The sequence below is a fragment of the Streptomyces albus subsp. albus genome (assembly GCF_000725885.1).
Lineage (GTDB): Bacteria > Actinomycetota > Actinomycetes > Streptomycetales > Streptomycetaceae > Streptomyces > Streptomyces albus.
Window position 1 is genome coordinate 69955 of record NZ_JODR01000015.1, and the last position, 14921, is coordinate 84875.

The 14921-nt window shown below is 73.6% G+C and carries 14 protein-coding genes; 5 read left to right on the forward strand and 9 right to left on the reverse strand.

The window, feature by feature from the left end; translation table 11 throughout:
- The first annotated feature begins 110 nt into the window (after window positions 1-110).
- Entirely contained in the window at window positions 111-1076 is a 966-nt protein-coding gene (locus tag IO40_RS0117785) for a PAC2 family protein (protein WP_016467871.1), read from the forward strand.
- A 336-nt stretch (window positions 1077-1412) separates the two neighbouring features.
- Here the strand turns inward: IO40_RS0117785 and mshC are convergent, their stop codons facing one another.
- From mshC to IO40_RS0117805, 4 genes are all read right to left on the reverse strand, one after another.
- Window positions 1413-2642, reverse strand: a complete 1230-nt coding sequence (gene mshC, locus IO40_RS0117790; RefSeq protein ID WP_016467872.1) for a cysteine--1-D-myo-inosityl 2-amino-2-deoxy-alpha-D-glucopyranoside ligase — start codon at window positions 2640-2642, stop codon at window positions 1413-1415.
- Between the two features lie 90 nt (window positions 2643-2732).
- Window positions 2733-3683, reverse strand: coding sequence for an SCO1664 family protein (locus tag IO40_RS0117795; RefSeq protein WP_033229043.1), 951 nt, complete (start codon window positions 3681-3683; stop codon window positions 2733-2735).
- 5 nt (window positions 3684-3688) lie between these two features.
- Window positions 3689-4279, reverse strand: coding sequence for a DUF3090 domain-containing protein (locus tag IO40_RS0117800; RefSeq protein ID WP_016467874.1), 591 nt, complete (start codon window positions 4277-4279; stop codon window positions 3689-3691).
- Window positions 4280-4352: 73 nt separating this feature from the next.
- Window positions 4353-5057, reverse strand: coding sequence for a histidine phosphatase family protein (locus tag IO40_RS0117805; RefSeq protein WP_016467875.1), 705 nt, complete (start codon window positions 5055-5057; stop codon window positions 4353-4355).
- Window positions 5058-5151: 94 nt separating this feature from the next.
- On the opposite strand from IO40_RS0117805, the gene corA reads away from it, so the two are divergent.
- Window positions 5152-6144 carry a magnesium/cobalt transporter CorA gene (gene corA, locus IO40_RS0117810; RefSeq protein ID WP_016467876.1) on the forward strand — a complete coding sequence of 331 codons (993 nt, stop codon included), beginning with the start codon at window positions 5152-5154 and terminating at the stop codon, window positions 6142-6144.
- A 60-nt stretch (window positions 6145-6204) separates the two neighbouring features.
- Here the strand turns inward: corA and IO40_RS0117815 are convergent, their stop codons facing one another.
- Together IO40_RS0117815 and IO40_RS0117820 are read right to left on the reverse strand one after the other, a co-directional pair.
- Window positions 6205-6999: a hypothetical protein gene (locus IO40_RS0117815; protein ID WP_016467877.1), complete on the reverse strand. Its 795-nt coding sequence runs from the start codon at window positions 6997-6999 to the stop codon at window positions 6205-6207.
- A 297-nt stretch (window positions 7000-7296) separates the two neighbouring features.
- On the reverse strand, window positions 7297-8349 hold the full coding sequence (locus tag IO40_RS0117820; protein WP_031030287.1) for an LLM class F420-dependent oxidoreductase: 1053 nt from the start codon (window positions 8347-8349) through the stop codon (window positions 7297-7299).
- Window positions 8350-8434: 85 nt separating this feature from the next.
- On the opposite strand from IO40_RS0117820, the gene IO40_RS0117825 reads away from it, so the two are divergent.
- Entirely contained in the window at window positions 8435-9487 is a 1053-nt protein-coding gene (locus IO40_RS0117825) for an aldo/keto reductase (protein ID WP_016467879.1), read from the forward strand.
- Window positions 9484-11526: a helix-hairpin-helix domain-containing protein gene (locus tag IO40_RS0117830; RefSeq protein ID WP_016467880.1), complete on the forward strand. Its 2043-nt coding sequence runs from the start codon at window positions 9484-9486 to the stop codon at window positions 11524-11526. The genes IO40_RS0117825 and IO40_RS0117830 overlap by 4 nt, the downstream gene beginning before the upstream one ends.
- A 591-nt stretch (window positions 11527-12117) precedes the next feature.
- Here IO40_RS0117830 and IO40_RS0117835 read toward each other — a convergent pair.
- Window positions 12118-12912: a hypothetical protein gene (locus IO40_RS0117835; RefSeq protein WP_016467881.1), complete on the reverse strand. Its 795-nt coding sequence runs from the start codon at window positions 12910-12912 to the stop codon at window positions 12118-12120.
- Window positions 12913-12959: 47 nt separating this feature from the next.
- Here IO40_RS0117835 and IO40_RS0117840 point away from each other — a divergent pair, with 47 nt between their 5' ends.
- Complete coding sequence (locus IO40_RS0117840; protein ID WP_030408284.1) at window positions 12960-13148, forward strand: DUF5703 family protein; 189 nt, start codon at window positions 12960-12962, stop codon at window positions 13146-13148.
- A 282-nt stretch (window positions 13149-13430) separates the two neighbouring features.
- Here the strand turns inward: IO40_RS0117840 and IO40_RS0117845 are convergent, their stop codons facing one another.
- Both IO40_RS0117845 and chpH read right to left on the reverse strand, forming a co-directional pair.
- The gene (locus IO40_RS0117845) at window positions 13431-14351 is read right to left on the reverse strand and encodes a chaplin (protein WP_031175724.1); all 921 of its coding nucleotides are present in this window, start codon (window positions 14349-14351) and stop codon (window positions 13431-13433) included.
- A 169-nt stretch (window positions 14352-14520) separates the two neighbouring features.
- A complete protein-coding gene (gene chpH / locus IO40_RS0117850; protein ID WP_016467884.1) occupies window positions 14521-14754 on the reverse strand; it encodes a chaplin ChpH in 234 nt (77 codons plus the stop codon).
- Between the last annotated feature and the right edge of the window lie 167 nt (window positions 14755-14921).

Here is a 14921-nt window from a genome sequence, read left to right on the forward strand (position 1 = left end):
CCGTCACGCCGTAGGCTGGGGCTCGCACGAAAGAGCGCTGGCAGCGGCAGTGGCGGCGGCCGGCGACAGCAGGCAGAACGGCAGTAGGACGCAAGGTAAGGAGGCGCTGGGTGATCGAGCTGGAGGGGGTTCCCGAGCTGGTCGACCCAGTCATGGTGGCCGCGTTCGAGGGCTGGAACGACGCTGGGGACGCCGCCTCCACCGCGGTCGCACACCTGGAGCGGGAGTGGAAGGGCGAGGTGTTCGCCGCACTCGACGCGGAGGACTACTACGACTTCCAGGTCAACCGCCCGCAGGTCTTCATGGAGGACGGGGCGCGCAAGGTCACCTGGCCCACCACCCGGCTCTCCGTCGTCCGCGTGGAGGACGCCGACGGCAAGGGCAAACGCCGCGATCTCGTACTGGTCCGCGGGATCGAGCCCAGCATGCGGTGGCGCACCTTCTGCAACGAGATCCTCGGCTTCGCCCACGAGCTGGGTGTCGAACTCGTCGTGGTGATGGGCGCGCTGCTCGGCGACACCCCGCACACCCGCCCGGTCCCGGTCACCGCCGTGACCTCCGACGCGGACCTGGCCCGCACCATGGATCTGGAGGAGACCCGGTACGAGGGCCCGACCGGCATCGTCGGCATCCTCCAGGAGGCGTGCACCCACGCGGGCGTGCCCGCCGCCAGCCTGTGGGCGGCCGTACCGCACTACGTCTCGCAGCCGCCCAACCCCAAGGCGACGCTCGCCCTCCTCAACCGGCTGGAGGACCTGCTGGGCGTGCGCATCCCGATGGGCGAGCTGCCCGAGGACGCCCGGGCCTGGCAGCTGGGCGTCGACCAGCTCGCCGCGGAGGACAGCGAGGTCGCCGAGTACGTGCAGTCACTCGAAGAGGCCCGCGACACGGCCGAGCTGCCGGAGGCCTCGGGCGAGGCCATCGCCAAGGAGTTCGAACGCTATCTGCGCCGCCGGGACGGCGGTTCCACCCCCGGCGCGCCGCCCTACCACCGGGACTCCGGCCAGCAGCCGCCGCCTCCCAAGCCCGGCGCCGAGCCGCCGAAGCCGGACGACACCCAGGAGGGCGACGACTGACGGGCCCGCCCGGCCCCTCGGCCCGTCGCGGCCCTCCCCCGCGCGGCTCCCGCCCGCGGCTGCGGGCCCCGCACGCGGCGGACGGGCCAGCCATGGGGACCGGCCCCGCGCGACGGACCGGCCCTCCGCACGACGGGCCGGGCCCCGCGCACGCCCGACCTCCCGGGGAGCGCATACGACGAACCGGCGGTGCCGTCCTCATCGGCACCGCCGGTCCTGTCACCGGGCGTCACTCACCGTCCCGGCGTACGGAATCCCCGTCCCGGCACACGCGGATCACCGCCGCGCACGGAAGCCGCCGCCCCCGGGTGTGAGGGCGGCGGGTGGGACACGTGCTTACAGGGCGACCCCGAGCAGGGCGTCCACCGTGCGGGAGATCAGCCCCGGCGCCCCTTCGTCGCTGCCGCCGCGCGTCGCCTGCTCCTCGGCCCAGGCGTCCACCGCAGCCAGCGCCGCGGGGGCGTCCAGGTCGTCGGCGAGGGCGGCCCTGACCGCTTCGAGCACGGGCTCCGCCGGCGGGCCGTCCGGCCGCGAGACGGCGCTGCGCCAGCGCGCGAGCCGGTCCTCGGCCGCCTCCAGAACGGCGTCGGTGTACTCCCAGTCGGAGCGGTAGTGGTGGGCCAGCAGCGCGAGCCGGACGGCGGCGGGATCGACGCCGTCCCTGCGCAGCTGGGAGACGAAGACGAGGTTCCCCTTGGACTTGGACATCTTCTCGCCGTCCAGCGCCACCATGCCGGCGTGCACGTAGGTGCGGGCGAAGGGGTGCTCGCCGGTGAGCGCCTGCGCGTGCGAGGCCCCCATCTCGTGGTGCGGGAAGACGAGGTCGGAGCCGCCGCCCTGGACGTCGAAGCCCATGCCCAGGTGCTCCAGGGCGATGGCGACGCACTCGATGTGCCAGCCGGGACGGCCGGGGCCGAGGGAGCCGCCGTCCCAGTGCGGCTCGCCCTCGCGGGCCGCCGTCCACAGCATCGGGTCGAGGGGGTTCTTCTTCCCCGGCCGTTCGGGGTCGCCGCCGCGTTCGGCGGACAGCAGCCGCATCGTCTCGGTGTCGTAGCCCGACACCTCGCCGAAGTGCGGGTCGGCCTCGACGGAGAAGTAGATGTCGCCGTCGAGTTCGTAGGCGGCGCCGGCGTCGCGCAGCCGCTCGACCAGGGGCACGATCTTCGGGATGGACTCGACGGCACCGATGTAGTGCTTCGGCGGCAGCATCCGAAGAGCCGTCATGTCCTCACGGAAGAGGGCGGTTTCCCGTTCGGCGAGGGCCGTCCAGTCCTCCCCCGTGGCGACGGCCCGCTCCAGCAGCGGGTCGTCGACGTCGGTGACGTTCTGTATGTAGTGAACCTGCCGCTTGGTGTCGAGCCACACGCGCTGGACGAGGTCGAACGCGTTGTAGGTCGCCGCGTGTCCCAGATGGGTGGCGTCGTAGGGCGTGATGCCACACACATAGATACGGGCGACAGGACCGGGGGTGAGGGTCACCCGTCCCCCGGTCGCGGTGTCGTGGATGTCGAGGTCGCGGCCCTGTCCGGGCAGGACGGGGACCTCGGTAGCGGGCCAGGCATGCATGTCTTGAGCCTAACCCGGACTGGTGTTCCGTATCCGGCCGGATGCACGCCGCTTGTGCTCGGCCGGTGCCGGGCACCGGCCGCGAAGGGGTCAGACCGGGGGCCAGGGAATGGCGGGCCACTCTCCGCCGGGCAGGGGATGCCGGCCGGAGCTGAGCAGGGCCTCCACCCGTTTGCGGGCGGCCTCCACCTCGGCGCCGGTCAGCAGCTGTCCCAGCCGTTCGGCCAGCGGGGCGCCCTCGGCGAGCTGCGCGGAGAGGGAGCGCAGCGCCGTGAGTGCCTCCTGGGTCAGCTCCTCGCCGGCCCAGCCCCACAGCAGGGTGCGCAGCTTGTCGTCCACGTGGAAGGTCACGCCGTGGTCGATGGCGTACAGCCTGCCGTCCGGACGGGGCAGCAGATGACCGCCCTTGCGGTCACCGTTGTTGATCACCGCGTCGAGGACGGCGAGCCGCCGCAGCCGGGAGTCGTCGGCGTGCACCAGCAGCGCCGTCCGGCCGCCGCCGACGTCCGCGAACCCGACGGCCTTCCAGCCCTCGCCCGGCTCCTCGCCCTCGAACAGCGCCAGCAGCGGCGCGGGCTCCTCCCGGCCGCTCTCCCCCGCGCCGGGCTCCCGGCTCTCCCCGGTGTCCTCCGCGCCACCGGGTCCGGGCCCGTCTTCGCGCGCGTCGTCACCGCCGTCGGGGTCGGCGGGATCGTCAGGGTCGTCGGCGTCCGGCGGCTCCCCCACCCAGGCCTGGCACATGCCCTCCCCGTAGGGACCGTCCCGCAGCACGGTGGCGGGTATCAGCTCCCAGCCGGCGGCGCGGCACACCTCGTAGGCGGCGACCTCCCGCCGGGCCAGATTGCCGTCGGGGAAGTCCCACATGGGCCGCTCCCCCGCCACGGGCTTGTAGACACAGGGCAGGCTCGTGCCCTCGTGCTCGACCGTGGCGAACAGCACGGCGTTGGAGGCGTCCGTGATCCGGCCGCGGACCGTCAGCGTGCCCCGCGTCAGCAGGTCACGGGTGGCATCGGCGGCCGGGTCCGGCGCGCGGGGGGTCATACCGTTCATTCGCCCCGGCGGTATCCGTTCTGGCGGGGGCACACGTGCCCCTCGGGGTCGAGCGGCAGGCTGCACAGCGGGCACGGGGGACGGCCGGCGTTGACCACCTCCATGGCGCGCTTGGCGAAGGCCCGCGCCATGGTGCCGCTGATGCGCACCCGGAGCATCGGGGGGCCGTTCTCGTCGTCCTGGAGCAGCCGCTCCTCGGCGTCGGCGAGGTCCTCGTCCTCGCCGGGCTCCAGCTCGACGATGGCCTGTGCCTCGACGATCATGCGCTCGCCCTCGCCGTCCCAGGCCAGGGCCATGGTGCCGACCCGGAACTCCTCCTCGACGGGGGACTCCAGCGGCGCGGTGTCGTCGACCTCGGTGGGAGCGACGGCCGGCACGGGCGCGCTGCCGCCGGAGCGGCGCACCACCTCGTCCAGCAGCTCGTCGATCCGCTCGGCGAGCGCCTCGACCTGTGCCTTCTCCAGGGCCACGCTGGTGGTGCGGCCTCCCCCACTGGCCTGGAGGTAGAAGGTGCGGCGGCCAGGCAGCCCGACGGTGCCGGCGACGAACCGGTCCGGCGGGTCGTACAGAAATACCTGACGGGACACGTTCTGCTCCGTTGGGTCGACGGTTACGTGGCTTCGGACACCCGCACCTTACTGTGCGTGCCGATCATCGTGCTCAGGCGCTTCCCCCCACCGTCGCGTTGCCGGGCTCCCCCTTTTCAGTGTCGCCCTCCTGGCCCGAGCGTTCCGGCGGCGCGAGGGAGTCCAGCTCGCCGGTGTCGCCGAGCCGCAGCACGAAGGGCCGCAGCGGCGTGTATCTGATGGCCGTGGCCGAGCAGGGACCGACCGATATGCGCTGGAAGAGGTCGAGGTGCATCCCGAGCGCGTCCGCGACGATCGACTTGATGATGTCACCGTGCGAGCACATCAGGTAGACGGCGTCGGAGCCGTGCTCGGCCTCGATCCGGGCGTTCCAGTCGCGGACGGCCTCGACGGCGCGCGCCTGCATGCCGCGCATCGACTCGCCCCCGGGGAAGGCCGCCGCGGAGGGGTGCGACTGGACGGCGGTCATCAGCGGTTCGTCGTTGAGCTCGGCCAGCTTGCGGCCCGACCAGTCGCCGTAGTCGCACTCGGTGATGCGCTCCTCGGTGTGCAGCGGCAGTCCGGGACGGGCCGAGACCAGCGGTGCCAGGGTCTCCTGGCAGCGGCGCAGCGGGCTGCTGACGGCGGCGGCCAGCGGGAGGGCGGCCAGGCGCCGCGGCAGCCCGGCTGCCTGCCGCAGGCCCTGCTCGTCCAGGGCGACCCCGGGCGTACGGCCCGCCAGCAGTCCGTCCGAGTTCGCGGTCGATCTGCCGTGGCGTACGAGAATCAGCGTGGGCATGCCGCAACCCTAAGCGAGGTGCCCCACGGGCCGCCCGCGTGCGGTCCCGCACCCAGCCGCCCCTCCGGTTGTGCGGGAGCCGGTGCGCGGGACAATGCGAGAAGTGATCGTCGATTGCGCGCTCTACCGGCACGGGCACCGTGCGGAGCGTCCGCAGGACTTCCCGGCCGCGCTGCGACGCGCCCGCGCCGCCGGTGACGCCTTCTTGTGGATCGGCCTGTACGAGCCGACGGCGGACGAGTTCGACCGGGTGACCCGGGATTTCGGCCTGCACCCGCTGGCCGTGGAGGACTCCTTGCACGCCCACCAGCGGCCGAAGCTGGAGGTGTACCCGGGCTCGCTGTTCCTGGTGCTCAAACCGGTCGCGTACGACGAGGACCGCCAGGAGCTGAGCACGGGCGAACTGATGGTGTTCGTGGGCGACGCATTCGTGCTGACGGTGCGGCACGGCGAGGCCAACCCGCTCGGCTCGGTGCGCAGGCGCCTGGAGGAGGACCCGGACGTACTGCGGCACGGGCCCACGGCGGTGATGTACGCGGTCGGCGACGCCGTCGTCGATCACTACCTCGCGGTCGCCGCCGCGCTCCACGCGGACCTGGACGAACTGGAAGCCGCCGTGTTCGCCAGGGAGAGCCGGCTGGGGCGCGGCACGGCGGGCCGTATCTACGACTTCAAACGCCGCGCCCTGGAGTTCCGCCGGGCGACGGTGCCGCTGACGGATCCGGTCACCCGGCTGACCGGTGCGGGGCTGCCCTTCGTGCACCGGGACTCGCGGCTGTTCTTCCGCGACGTGGCCGACCACCTCTCGCGGGTGAACGAGCAGGTCGAGTCCATCGACCGGCTGCTGTCGGACATCCTGTCGGCCTATCTGGCGCAGATGGGGGTGCGGCAGAACGACGACATGCGGAAGATCTCCGCGTGGGCGGCGATGTTCGCGGTGCCGACCGCGGTCGCGGGGGTGTACGGCATGAACTTCGACCACATGCCGGAGCTGCACTGGGCATGGGGCTATCCGGCGACGCTGCTGCTGATGGTGACGGTCTGCGTGGTGCTCTTCCGCGTCTTCAAGCGGCGCGACTGGTTCTGACCGTCCCGGGCTGCCGTGCCGCCCCGCCGGACCGGGAGCGCGGCACGGCGGCGCGGGACGTCAGGCGAACTCGGGGGCCGGTCCGGCTTTGCCCGTGCCCAGCGCGTCGCGCTGCTCGGGCATCCGCAGCCGGACCAGCCGGCGCCAGCCGCCCAGCCGCTCGAAGACGTACCGGCCGTGGATGCCCAGCGCGACGAGACCGAAGGCGGCCCGGGACCAGCCGAGGATCCGCGCCATCTGTCCCATCACGGCCAGGCTGACGTCCCGGTAGACCTTGATCTCGGCCAGCGCGCTCTCCCGCAGCAGTGCGCGGATGGTGCGGCCGTGCCCGGCCCCGGCCAGGCGCAGCAGTTCCTCGTGGCAGTAGGCGAGGTGGGCGTCCTCGTCCCGGGAGATCATCTTGACCGCGCGGCCGATCTCGGGGTGGTCGCCCGCCACCTTCTTCAGCAGGGCCATCTCCTCGGCGGCCCGCTGCTCGGTGACCCTGCTGTGGGCCAGATAGGCGAGCACGTCCCGCTCGGTCAGCTGTTCGTCGCGGCGCAGCTTCTCGTGGGCCAGGCCGATGCCCAGCCCCTCCAGAATCATCGTGTAGTCGGTGTCCTCGGGGATCCGGACCGCTTCCAGACCCCGTTTGTTCAGCAGGGCCATGAAGAGGCGGCCGTGCTTGTCCTCGTCGGCGCCGTGCCGGGCGATCTTGGGCGCGAGGTCGCGCTGGCTGTCGGGGACGAGGGCGGCGATCCGGCCGTTCTCCCACCCGCCCTGCGCCTCACCGCTGGCGGCGATGGAACAGAAGAGCCGATAGGACTCGTCGTTGTCGAGGATTTCCCGGAACAGACTCCTGGCCGAGAGCTTCACTGCCACCTCCGTGCACGAGAACCCACAAAGCACGACATCCGCAATCAACGAGTCAAATGCCGCAGGTCCCACCTGGCAACAGTGCCCCGTCCGATCTCCGCCGAACGTAGGAGCCGAAGCTGGCCACCGGCGTAACCCTGCCGGCCGAAGGCCTTCGGGGAGCCCGACCGCGTAACCGCGCCGCCCGGGCCGCGTTGTGCCCCGTGACGGCCGTGGCGGGGAAGACCCCCGAGCCCCCACCACGGCCGTGAACACGTTCCGCGCGGGGCGCCGGCAGCCTCCCGCCCCGCGCGCGGATCAGTCCGCGAGCCCCGCCCGCTCCAGCGCCTCGACACCGGCCCGCAGGCTGGTGAGCCGCTCCTCCAGCGTGAACCCGGCCGGAGCCAGCGACAGGGTGGTCACCCCGGCGTCCGCGTAGGCGCGCATCCGGTCGGCGATGCGCTCGACGGGCCCGATCAGCGTGGTGGAGTCGATCAGCTCGCGCGGCACGGCCGCCGCCGCGCCCTCCTTGTCGCCCGCCAGGTACTTCTCCTGGATCTCGGCGGCTTCCTTCTCGTAGCCCATCCGCTGGGCCAGCTTGTTGTAGAAGTTCTGCTTGCGGCTGCCCATGCCGCCGACGTAGAGCGCGGTGTAGGGCCGGAAGAGGCCGGCAAGCGCGTCGAGGTCGTCGCCGACGGCCATCGGGACGGTCGGGCACACATCGAAGCCGTCCATCGTCAGGCCGGCGGCCTCACGTCCGGACCGCAGGTGCCCCAGGGTGGTCTCCTCGGCGTGCTCGGGCGAGAAGAAGACCAGCAGCACCCCGTCGGCGATCTCACCGGTCTGCTGGAGGTTCTTGGGGCCGATGGCCGCGATGTAGAGCGGAATCCGCTCCCGCTCGGGATGCACGGTCAGCTTGATCGGCTTGCCGGGGCCGCCCGGCAGCGGCAGCGTCCAGTGGGTGCCCTCGTAGGTCAGCCGTTCCCGGGACATGGCCTTGCGGACGATCTCGACGTACTCGCGGGTGCGGGCCAGCGGCTTGTCGAACTTCACCCCGTACCAGCCCTCGGACACCTGCGGGCCCGAGACGCCGAGGCCGAGCCGGAACCGGCCGCCGGAGAGCGAGTCGAGCGTGGCCGCCGTCATGGCCGTCATGGCCGGGGTGCGGGCGGGGATCTGGAAGATCCCGGAGGCCACGTCGATGCGCTCGGTCTGGGCCGCCACCCAGGCCAGCACGGTCGCGGCGTCCGAGCCGTACGCCTCGGCCGCCCAGCACACGGCGTACCCGAGCCGGTCGGCCTCCCGCGCGACGGTGAGGTTGTCGGCATCCATCCCGGCACCCCAGTAGCCGAGGTTGATGCCCAGTCGCATCCCCATCCCGCACCCACTCCCTACTGATCAGTAATGTCCCTGACCCCTCGGACTCTAGCGCCCGCCACAACTACGCTCAACGCCCATGGAGCTAAGGCACCTCGGCCGCACTGGCCTGCGCGTATCCCGGATCGGACTGGGCACCCTCAGTTGGGCGCGGGGCGGCGACGAGCGATCAGCCGGCGGCTTCGGGCAGCGGACCGGCACCCCCCGCGAATCCCACGACCAGCACTTCCAGAACGCCGCCGACCAGCTCAGGACGTTCTGGGAGGCCGGCGGCACGCTCGTGGACACGGCCGACGTGTACGGCGACGGCGAGGCCGAATACCTGCTGGGACGCATGCTGCACGACCTGGTGCCGCGCCGGGACCTGGTGATCGCCACCAAATCGGGCAGCGTCCCCGACCCCGACCGCCGCTTCGACTGCTCACGCGGCCATCTGCTCGCCGCACTGGACGCCTCGCTGGAACGGCTCGGCACCGACCACGTCGACCTGTGGCAGGTCCACGCCTGGGACCCGTACACGCCCCTGGAGGAGACCCTCCAGGCCCTCGATGCCGCCGTCGACAGCGGACGCGCCCGCTACGCGGGGGTCGCCGACTACTCCGGCTGGCAGCTGGCCAAAGCCGGCACCTGGCAGCTGGCCGCACCCGGCGTGCGGCACCGGCTGGCCAGTACGCAGATGGAGTACTCGCTGCTCCAGCGCGGCGTCGAACGGGAGGTGCTGCCCGCCGCCCGCGACCTGGGCATCGGACTGCTGCCCTCCTCACCGCTGGGCCGGGGCGTGCTCACCGGCAAGTACCGGCAGCCCGGCCCCCCGCCGGCCGGCTCCCGCGGCGCCTCCGAACGGCTCGCGCCGTTCGTCGAGCCCTACCTGGACGAGACCGCCGGCCGGGTCGTGGACGCCGTCGCCATAGCGGCCGACGGGCTCGCACTGCCCCCGCTCCAGGTGGCCCTCGCCTGGGTGCGCGACCGCCCGGGCGTCGTCGCGCCCATCGTCGGAGCACGGACGTCGCAGCAGCTCACGGAAGCGCTGTCAGTGGAGGGTCTTAGTCTTCCTGAGGAAATCCGCGCGGCGCTGGACGACGTCTCGGCACCCGTGCACCGCTACCCCGACCAGGACTGGAGCGAGCTGTGAGCAACGACAGGACAGCCGAACTCCTCGCGGCCGTCCGCGCGGTGGAGAGCGGCGAACGCTCCGCCGACTCCTTCTTCACCGAGCCCGCGCCGCCCGCCCGCCGGCCCCGGCCCGCCGACCGCGAGGCGGCACCGCAGCGCACCGCCGCCCCCGCCCCGGCGGGGGCCGCCCCCGGCCCGGGGCGCGGCGGCCCCGTGACGGTGCCGGAAGAGCTGCGGGCCCTGCTCGTCGAAGGCGGCGCACCCGAGACCCTCGGCCGGCCGGTGACCGAGACCCTCGGGGAGGGCGCGGCCGGCCTGCTGCGGGACGACCCCTGGCAACTGCTCGCCGTACCCGGGGTGCGCCCCGAACAGGCCGACGGCTTCGCTCGGGCCCTGCTCGGCGACGAGGCGGGCCCCGGCGACCCGCGCCGCACCGTCGCCCTCGTCGTCCACCTGCTGGAGCGGGCCGCGCTGCGGGGCGACACCGTCGCCGAGCCGGCCGCGCTGGCCGAGGGACTGGCCCGGCACAGCGTGCCCGACCCCGACGACGCCGTGCGCGAGGCCGTGGACGCCGGCGCCGTGCTCGCCTTCGAGGACACGCTGGACGCCGGACCGGCCACCGCCGGCGCCGCCCGGCCGGAGACGGAAGAGCCCGACGAGGAGACCGAACGCCCCGTGCGGGTCCTGTTCGGGCTGGACCGGTACGCACTCGCCGAGGAGAGCCTCGCCGACGGGCTGGCCCGGCTTCTGACCACCTTCGACCCGTCGGCCGGCCCCGAGGAGTTCGCCGCCGCGGCCCCCGCGGCGCCCTCGCCCTCCGCCGGGGAACTCATCCGGGCCGCGGCCGGCAGCGGGCTGGTCACCCACGCCGGCGGCGAGGCCGCCCGCGCCGAGGTCGCCGCTCTCGTCACCGCCGCCCGCGCCGCCGGACTGCGGGCCTGGGCGCTCACCCACACCGACGACGGCCGGGAGCGGATGGCCCGGCTCACCGAGGCCGCCACCACCGATCCCGACGACACTCCCCAGGCGGAGAGCGCCCCGGACGGGGAGGAGCAGTCCGGGCCGGACACCCCGTGCGCCACGGTCGCGGACGTCCTGGCGGGCGCGGCCGGCCCCGGCCGCGACGCCGAGGGGACGCTCGCCGTCGACCTGCTCGCCGTCTGCGACGCGCCCCAGCTCGACGCCGAGGCGGCAGCCGCCCTGGTGGAATCCCTCCCGGACGGAGCCCGGCTGGTGCTCAGCGGCGACCCCGGCGTGCTCGGCGCGGCGGGCCCCGGCCAGGTCTTCGGCGACCTCGTCGCGGCCCGCTGCTGCCCGCACGTCGTCTCCCGTACGCCGGACCCGGGCCCGGTCGGCGAGCTGGTCTCCGGCATCGGCGTCGGCGAGCTCAACCAGGTCGAGGCGCCGGCCAAGGAAGTCGTCATCGTCCCGGTGACCGACGCGCGGGAAGCCGTGCACCGCACGGTGCAGCTCGTCGCCGACTCGGTGCCCCGCGCCCTCGGCATCCCCGCCGAGGAGACCCAGGTCATCACCGTGGGACACGGCGGCTCGGCCGGCACCCGGGCGCTGAACGCCGCCCTCAAGGAACGCCTCAACCCCGGCCCCGGCCGGTTCGCGGGCTTCGACCCGGGCGACCGCGTCGCCCACTCCCCCGCCCCCGGCCGCACCAGCGTCGGCACGGTCGCCTCCGCCGACGAGACGGGGCTGCACCTGTCCTGCGCGGACCGCCGGATCACCGTGCCGCCGGACCGGGTGCCCGAGACGGTGCGGCACGGCTGGGCGGTGACCGCCCACCAGGCGGCCGGGCTGCGCTGGAACGCCGCCGTCGTGGTGCTGCCGGGCGACGCCACCGCGGCCCTCACCCGGCAGTGGGTCTACACCGCCTTCGGCCGGGCCGCACACCATCTGTCCGTCGTCCACGGCGCGGGCGACGCCCTGCCCCGCGCGGTCGCCGAGTCCCCGGGCCGGGCACGCGTCACCCGCCTGCGCACCCTGCTGACCGAGTCCACCCGCGCCGCGGCCCCGGCCCCCGACACCCCGGAGGCCCCGACTCCCTGAGAGGGCGGCGGACGGCCGGGAGCGCCTGTTTTCGGCTGGAAGAGACCTCCGGGACGCGGCGGAGAAGGACGAAGACGAGAACGAGAGGGAGAACGAGGACGAGGAGCGCGCGGCGCCACGGCACGCGGGCCCGGCCGTTCCGGCACGGGCCGGGCGGCGTCCGGGCCCGCTCCCGGATCTGTGCCCGACTGGCACGGTCCGGGGGCGGCCGGGGTTTGCGGTCCCGCGCCCACAGCCGGGCGACGCCCGTCCGCCGGACCGACGGGGACGACACCGTATGCCGGGCTGACAGAAGCTGGTGGCGCATGCCGGGCCGGCACGGGCCGTCGGCGCCCACCAGGCCGACGTGAGCGGCACCACCCGCCCGGCCAGGCCGACAGTGAGGGCGGGCACCGCCCGGGAGGCGCGACCGGCACCGGGACGGCGTGAACAGCCCTCGGACGGCCTGAGCTGCCCGGGACGGCGTGACCGGCGCCGCACTCACGGGGCACGGAAAAAGGGGCGCGGACGGCCGAGAGGCGGGGACGGAGGCGGAAAGCCGCGCCCGGCCCCTGCCCGTCCGGAACGGGCAGGGGCCGGGCGGGTGGCGGTTCAGCGGCGGGGGGTACCCGGCGGGGGGCCGTCCTCCGCTTCGTCCTCGTCCGGGTAGTCGCCGTACTCGGTGTACTCGGCGTCCGGCTCCTCGTCGGGTTCGCCGGGCCCGGCACCGGCCTCGACGACGAGATCCTCCTCGTCCTCGTCGAAGACGGAGCTGACGTCGAAGCGGCAGATCACCCGCTCCGGGTCGGCCTGGTCGAAGGGCGCGGACAGCCACTCGCCCGGTTCGGCGGGTTCTTCGGCGGCGGTGACCCACAGCGTGGAGTCGCCCTCCTCCAGTCCGAACTCCCGGTGGCGGGTGGCGATCTCGTCGGGCTCGTACTCCCCGAAGAGCACCCCCAGCGCGGCGTGCACGCTGCCGCCGGCCGAGGTGCCCTCGACCCGGCTGTCCTCCGCCGACTCCGGGTCCAGTTCCGTGACGCGTTCGGCCTGGGCCAGCAGCCGGGGCGGTTCGGCGATGGTGTAGTCCCGTCGGATGAGGACGCTCAGCGCGCTGGGCGTCTCGGGGCCCGCGTAGGCGGGCAGGGTGTCACCACCGGGGATCTCGAAGGGCGTCACCTCGTCGTAGACCTCGTACAACAGTTCGTCATAGCTCTCTCCGGCGGCGGCGAGCTCGTCGAACGCGGCGTAGACGGCGGAGTCGAGCGCGGCGGCGTCCGGCTCCCCGGTGGTCTCGCCGCGCTCACCCGCACGGCGCTCGACGGCCTCCAGGTGCCGGTCCAGCGCGGCTTTGACCGCCTCGACAGCGGCGCGTACGTCGGCAGCGGTGGGCTGCGCAGCATCAGACATAGTGCAGACGCTATCCGCACAGAGGCTCCCGGCGCACAATGGAGGGGATGCCGGAATACGAGTTTCGCGATGTGTACGTGCCGCGCGGGGTCTCCCGCAAGGCCGCGACCCAACTACTGACCGACCACGCCGAGTACGGGCACTGGGAGCTGGCCCGCATGCGGCTGTATCCCGACGGGAGCCGCCGGGTGCGGTTGCGTCGCCGCATCATCCGTCAACTGCGCCCGACATGGTGAGAGCCGTGAGATCCGGAACGTTCCGGACCTGAGAGAGCGGGCCCCGGTCATCGGGACCCGCTCCCTGTTCCTGCTCGGGTGTCGCCTCCTGGGGCATCACCCGTTGTCACCCTCGGGCGTCACCCGCGCCCCTCGGCAACCGTTGTCTCCCTCATCAGGTGCGGCCTGTCCTTCTCCGGCGTCGCCTGCGCGCGGCAGGCCCGTTTCGCCGCATCCGGATGCCGTGTCTCCCCGCGTCGGGATCAGACGCTGCCCGTGCGCTCCGGCGCCGTCCGCCGGGTGTCAGCGGCGCGCGGCGACGCGGGAGCGCCGGTAGAGGACGTAGCCCCCGGCGAGCATCCCCACGCTGACCGGCACGGCCACCCCGAGCTGGGAGGCGGAACCGGTGTGTGCCAGCTCACCGGTGCCGGCCGGGTCCGTATGGGCCGGGGCGGCTTCGGTGTGCGAGGCGGTACGGACCTCGGTGGAGCCGTCGGGCCGGTCCGGCGTACCGGGCTCGCCGGGCTCACCCGGCTTGTCGGGCACCTCCGGGCTCCCCGGCTTCTCCGGCTTCCCCGGATTGCCCGGGTTCTCGGGGTTGCCCGGCTTCTCGGGTTCGCCAGGGTTACCCGGCTTCTCTGGCTCACCAGGGTTACCCGGCTTCTCCGGCTCACCAGGCTTCCCCGGCTTCTCCGGCGCGGGAGCGGACGGGTTGCCGCAGTCGTTGCCGTGGGCGGGGTTGAGCACCCCGACGACGTCCACCGAGTTGCCGCAGACGTTCACCGGGACGTCGACGGGCACCTGGACATCGTTGCCGGACACGACACCGGGCGAGCCGTGGGAGGAACCGTCGGCGTGCGCACCGCTGCCGCCGTGTCCGCCGCCCGTGGCCTGGTCGCCGCGACCGCCCTGCGGGGAGTGCCCGGTCTGGCCCCCGTGCTGTCCGGGCCTGTCGTGCTGGGCGCCGGATCCGCCGGCCGGCGCGCCGGTCGAACACCCGTTGCCGGACGCCGGGTTGAGCAGCCCCAGAACGCTCACGGTGTTGCCGCAGATGTTGACCGTGACGTTCACCGGCGCCTGGAACGTGTTGCCGGAAATCACTCCCGGCGAGTGCCCGCTGCTGCCCTGAGCGCCCGAGTCCGCGAGCGCCGTCCCCCCTGACAGCGCGAGGAGGCCGCCCGTGGCGGCCATGGTGATCAGGCCCTTTCTGGTGCCCTGTCGCATGGTGTTGGAATCCCCTGCCTAGTGGTGGCTGTATGTGAACCGCACAGGGGGAGGCGCGCCGCGCGCGCCGTCCCGCCCCCTCCAGACCCGAGGGCCCCGGAGCGCGTGGCGCGCGCTCCGGGGCCGCTCAGATCTGCTGCTCACCGAGCGAGTCGGGTGAGGCTTCGCGTCACTTGTTGACGCAGGTGTTGCCGAAGGCCGGGTTCAGCAGCCCGATCACGGAGATGGTGTTGCCGCAGGCGTTCACCGGCACGTGGACCGGGACCTGGACGACGTTGCCGGAAACGACACCGGGGGAGTTGAGGGCGGCCCCCTGCGCACCGGAGTCGGCGACGGCCATACCCGCACCAGCCAGTACCAGACCGCTGGTGGCAGCCGCGGCGGCGATGACCTTCTTGATCATTATTCCTCCTAGTTGGAAACACGGTCCCAGCCGGGGACCGCACCTCCTGTAACGAGGATGGAGCAATGAGGCTACGAACTGACTAGATCATTCACCCGTCCCGGTCATCGCCGCACACCTGAGCGAATACCGGCACCACCCAGCCCCCCACCAGGGGGAAAAGCAGC

Bases quoted from the DNA above. Each gene is read 5' to 3' on its own strand.
- mshC (WP_016467872.1), bottom strand. From the start codon at position 2,642: ATGCATGCCTGGCCCGCTACCGAGGTCCCCGTCCTGCCCGGACAGGGC.
- IO40_RS0117795 (WP_033229043.1), bottom strand. From the start codon at position 3,683: ATGACCCCCCGCGCGCCGGACCCGGCCGCCGATGCCACCCGTGACCTG.
- IO40_RS0117805 (WP_016467875.1), bottom strand. From the start codon at position 5,057: ATGCCCACGCTGATTCTCGTACGCCACGGCAGATCGACCGCGAACTCG.
- corA (WP_016467876.1), top strand. From the start codon at position 5,152: ATGCGAGAAGTGATCGTCGATTGCGCGCTCTACCGGCACGGGCACCGT.
- IO40_RS0117820 (WP_031030287.1), bottom strand. From the start codon at position 8,349: ATGCGACTGGGCATCAACCTCGGCTACTGGGGTGCCGGGATGGATGCC.
- IO40_RS0117825 (WP_016467879.1), top strand. From the start codon at position 8,435: ATGGAGCTAAGGCACCTCGGCCGCACTGGCCTGCGCGTATCCCGGATC.
- IO40_RS0117835 (WP_016467881.1), bottom strand. From the start codon at position 12,912: ATGTCTGATGCTGCGCAGCCCACCGCTGCCGACGTACGCGCCGCTGTC.
- IO40_RS0117840 (WP_030408284.1), top strand. From the start codon at position 12,960: ATGCCGGAATACGAGTTTCGCGATGTGTACGTGCCGCGCGGGGTCTCC.
- IO40_RS0117845 (WP_031175724.1), bottom strand. From the start codon at position 14,351: ATGCGACAGGGCACCAGAAAGGGCCTGATCACCATGGCCGCCACGGGC.
- chpH (WP_016467884.1), bottom strand. From the start codon at position 14,754: ATGATCAAGAAGGTCATCGCCGCCGCGGCTGCCACCAGCGGTCTGGTA.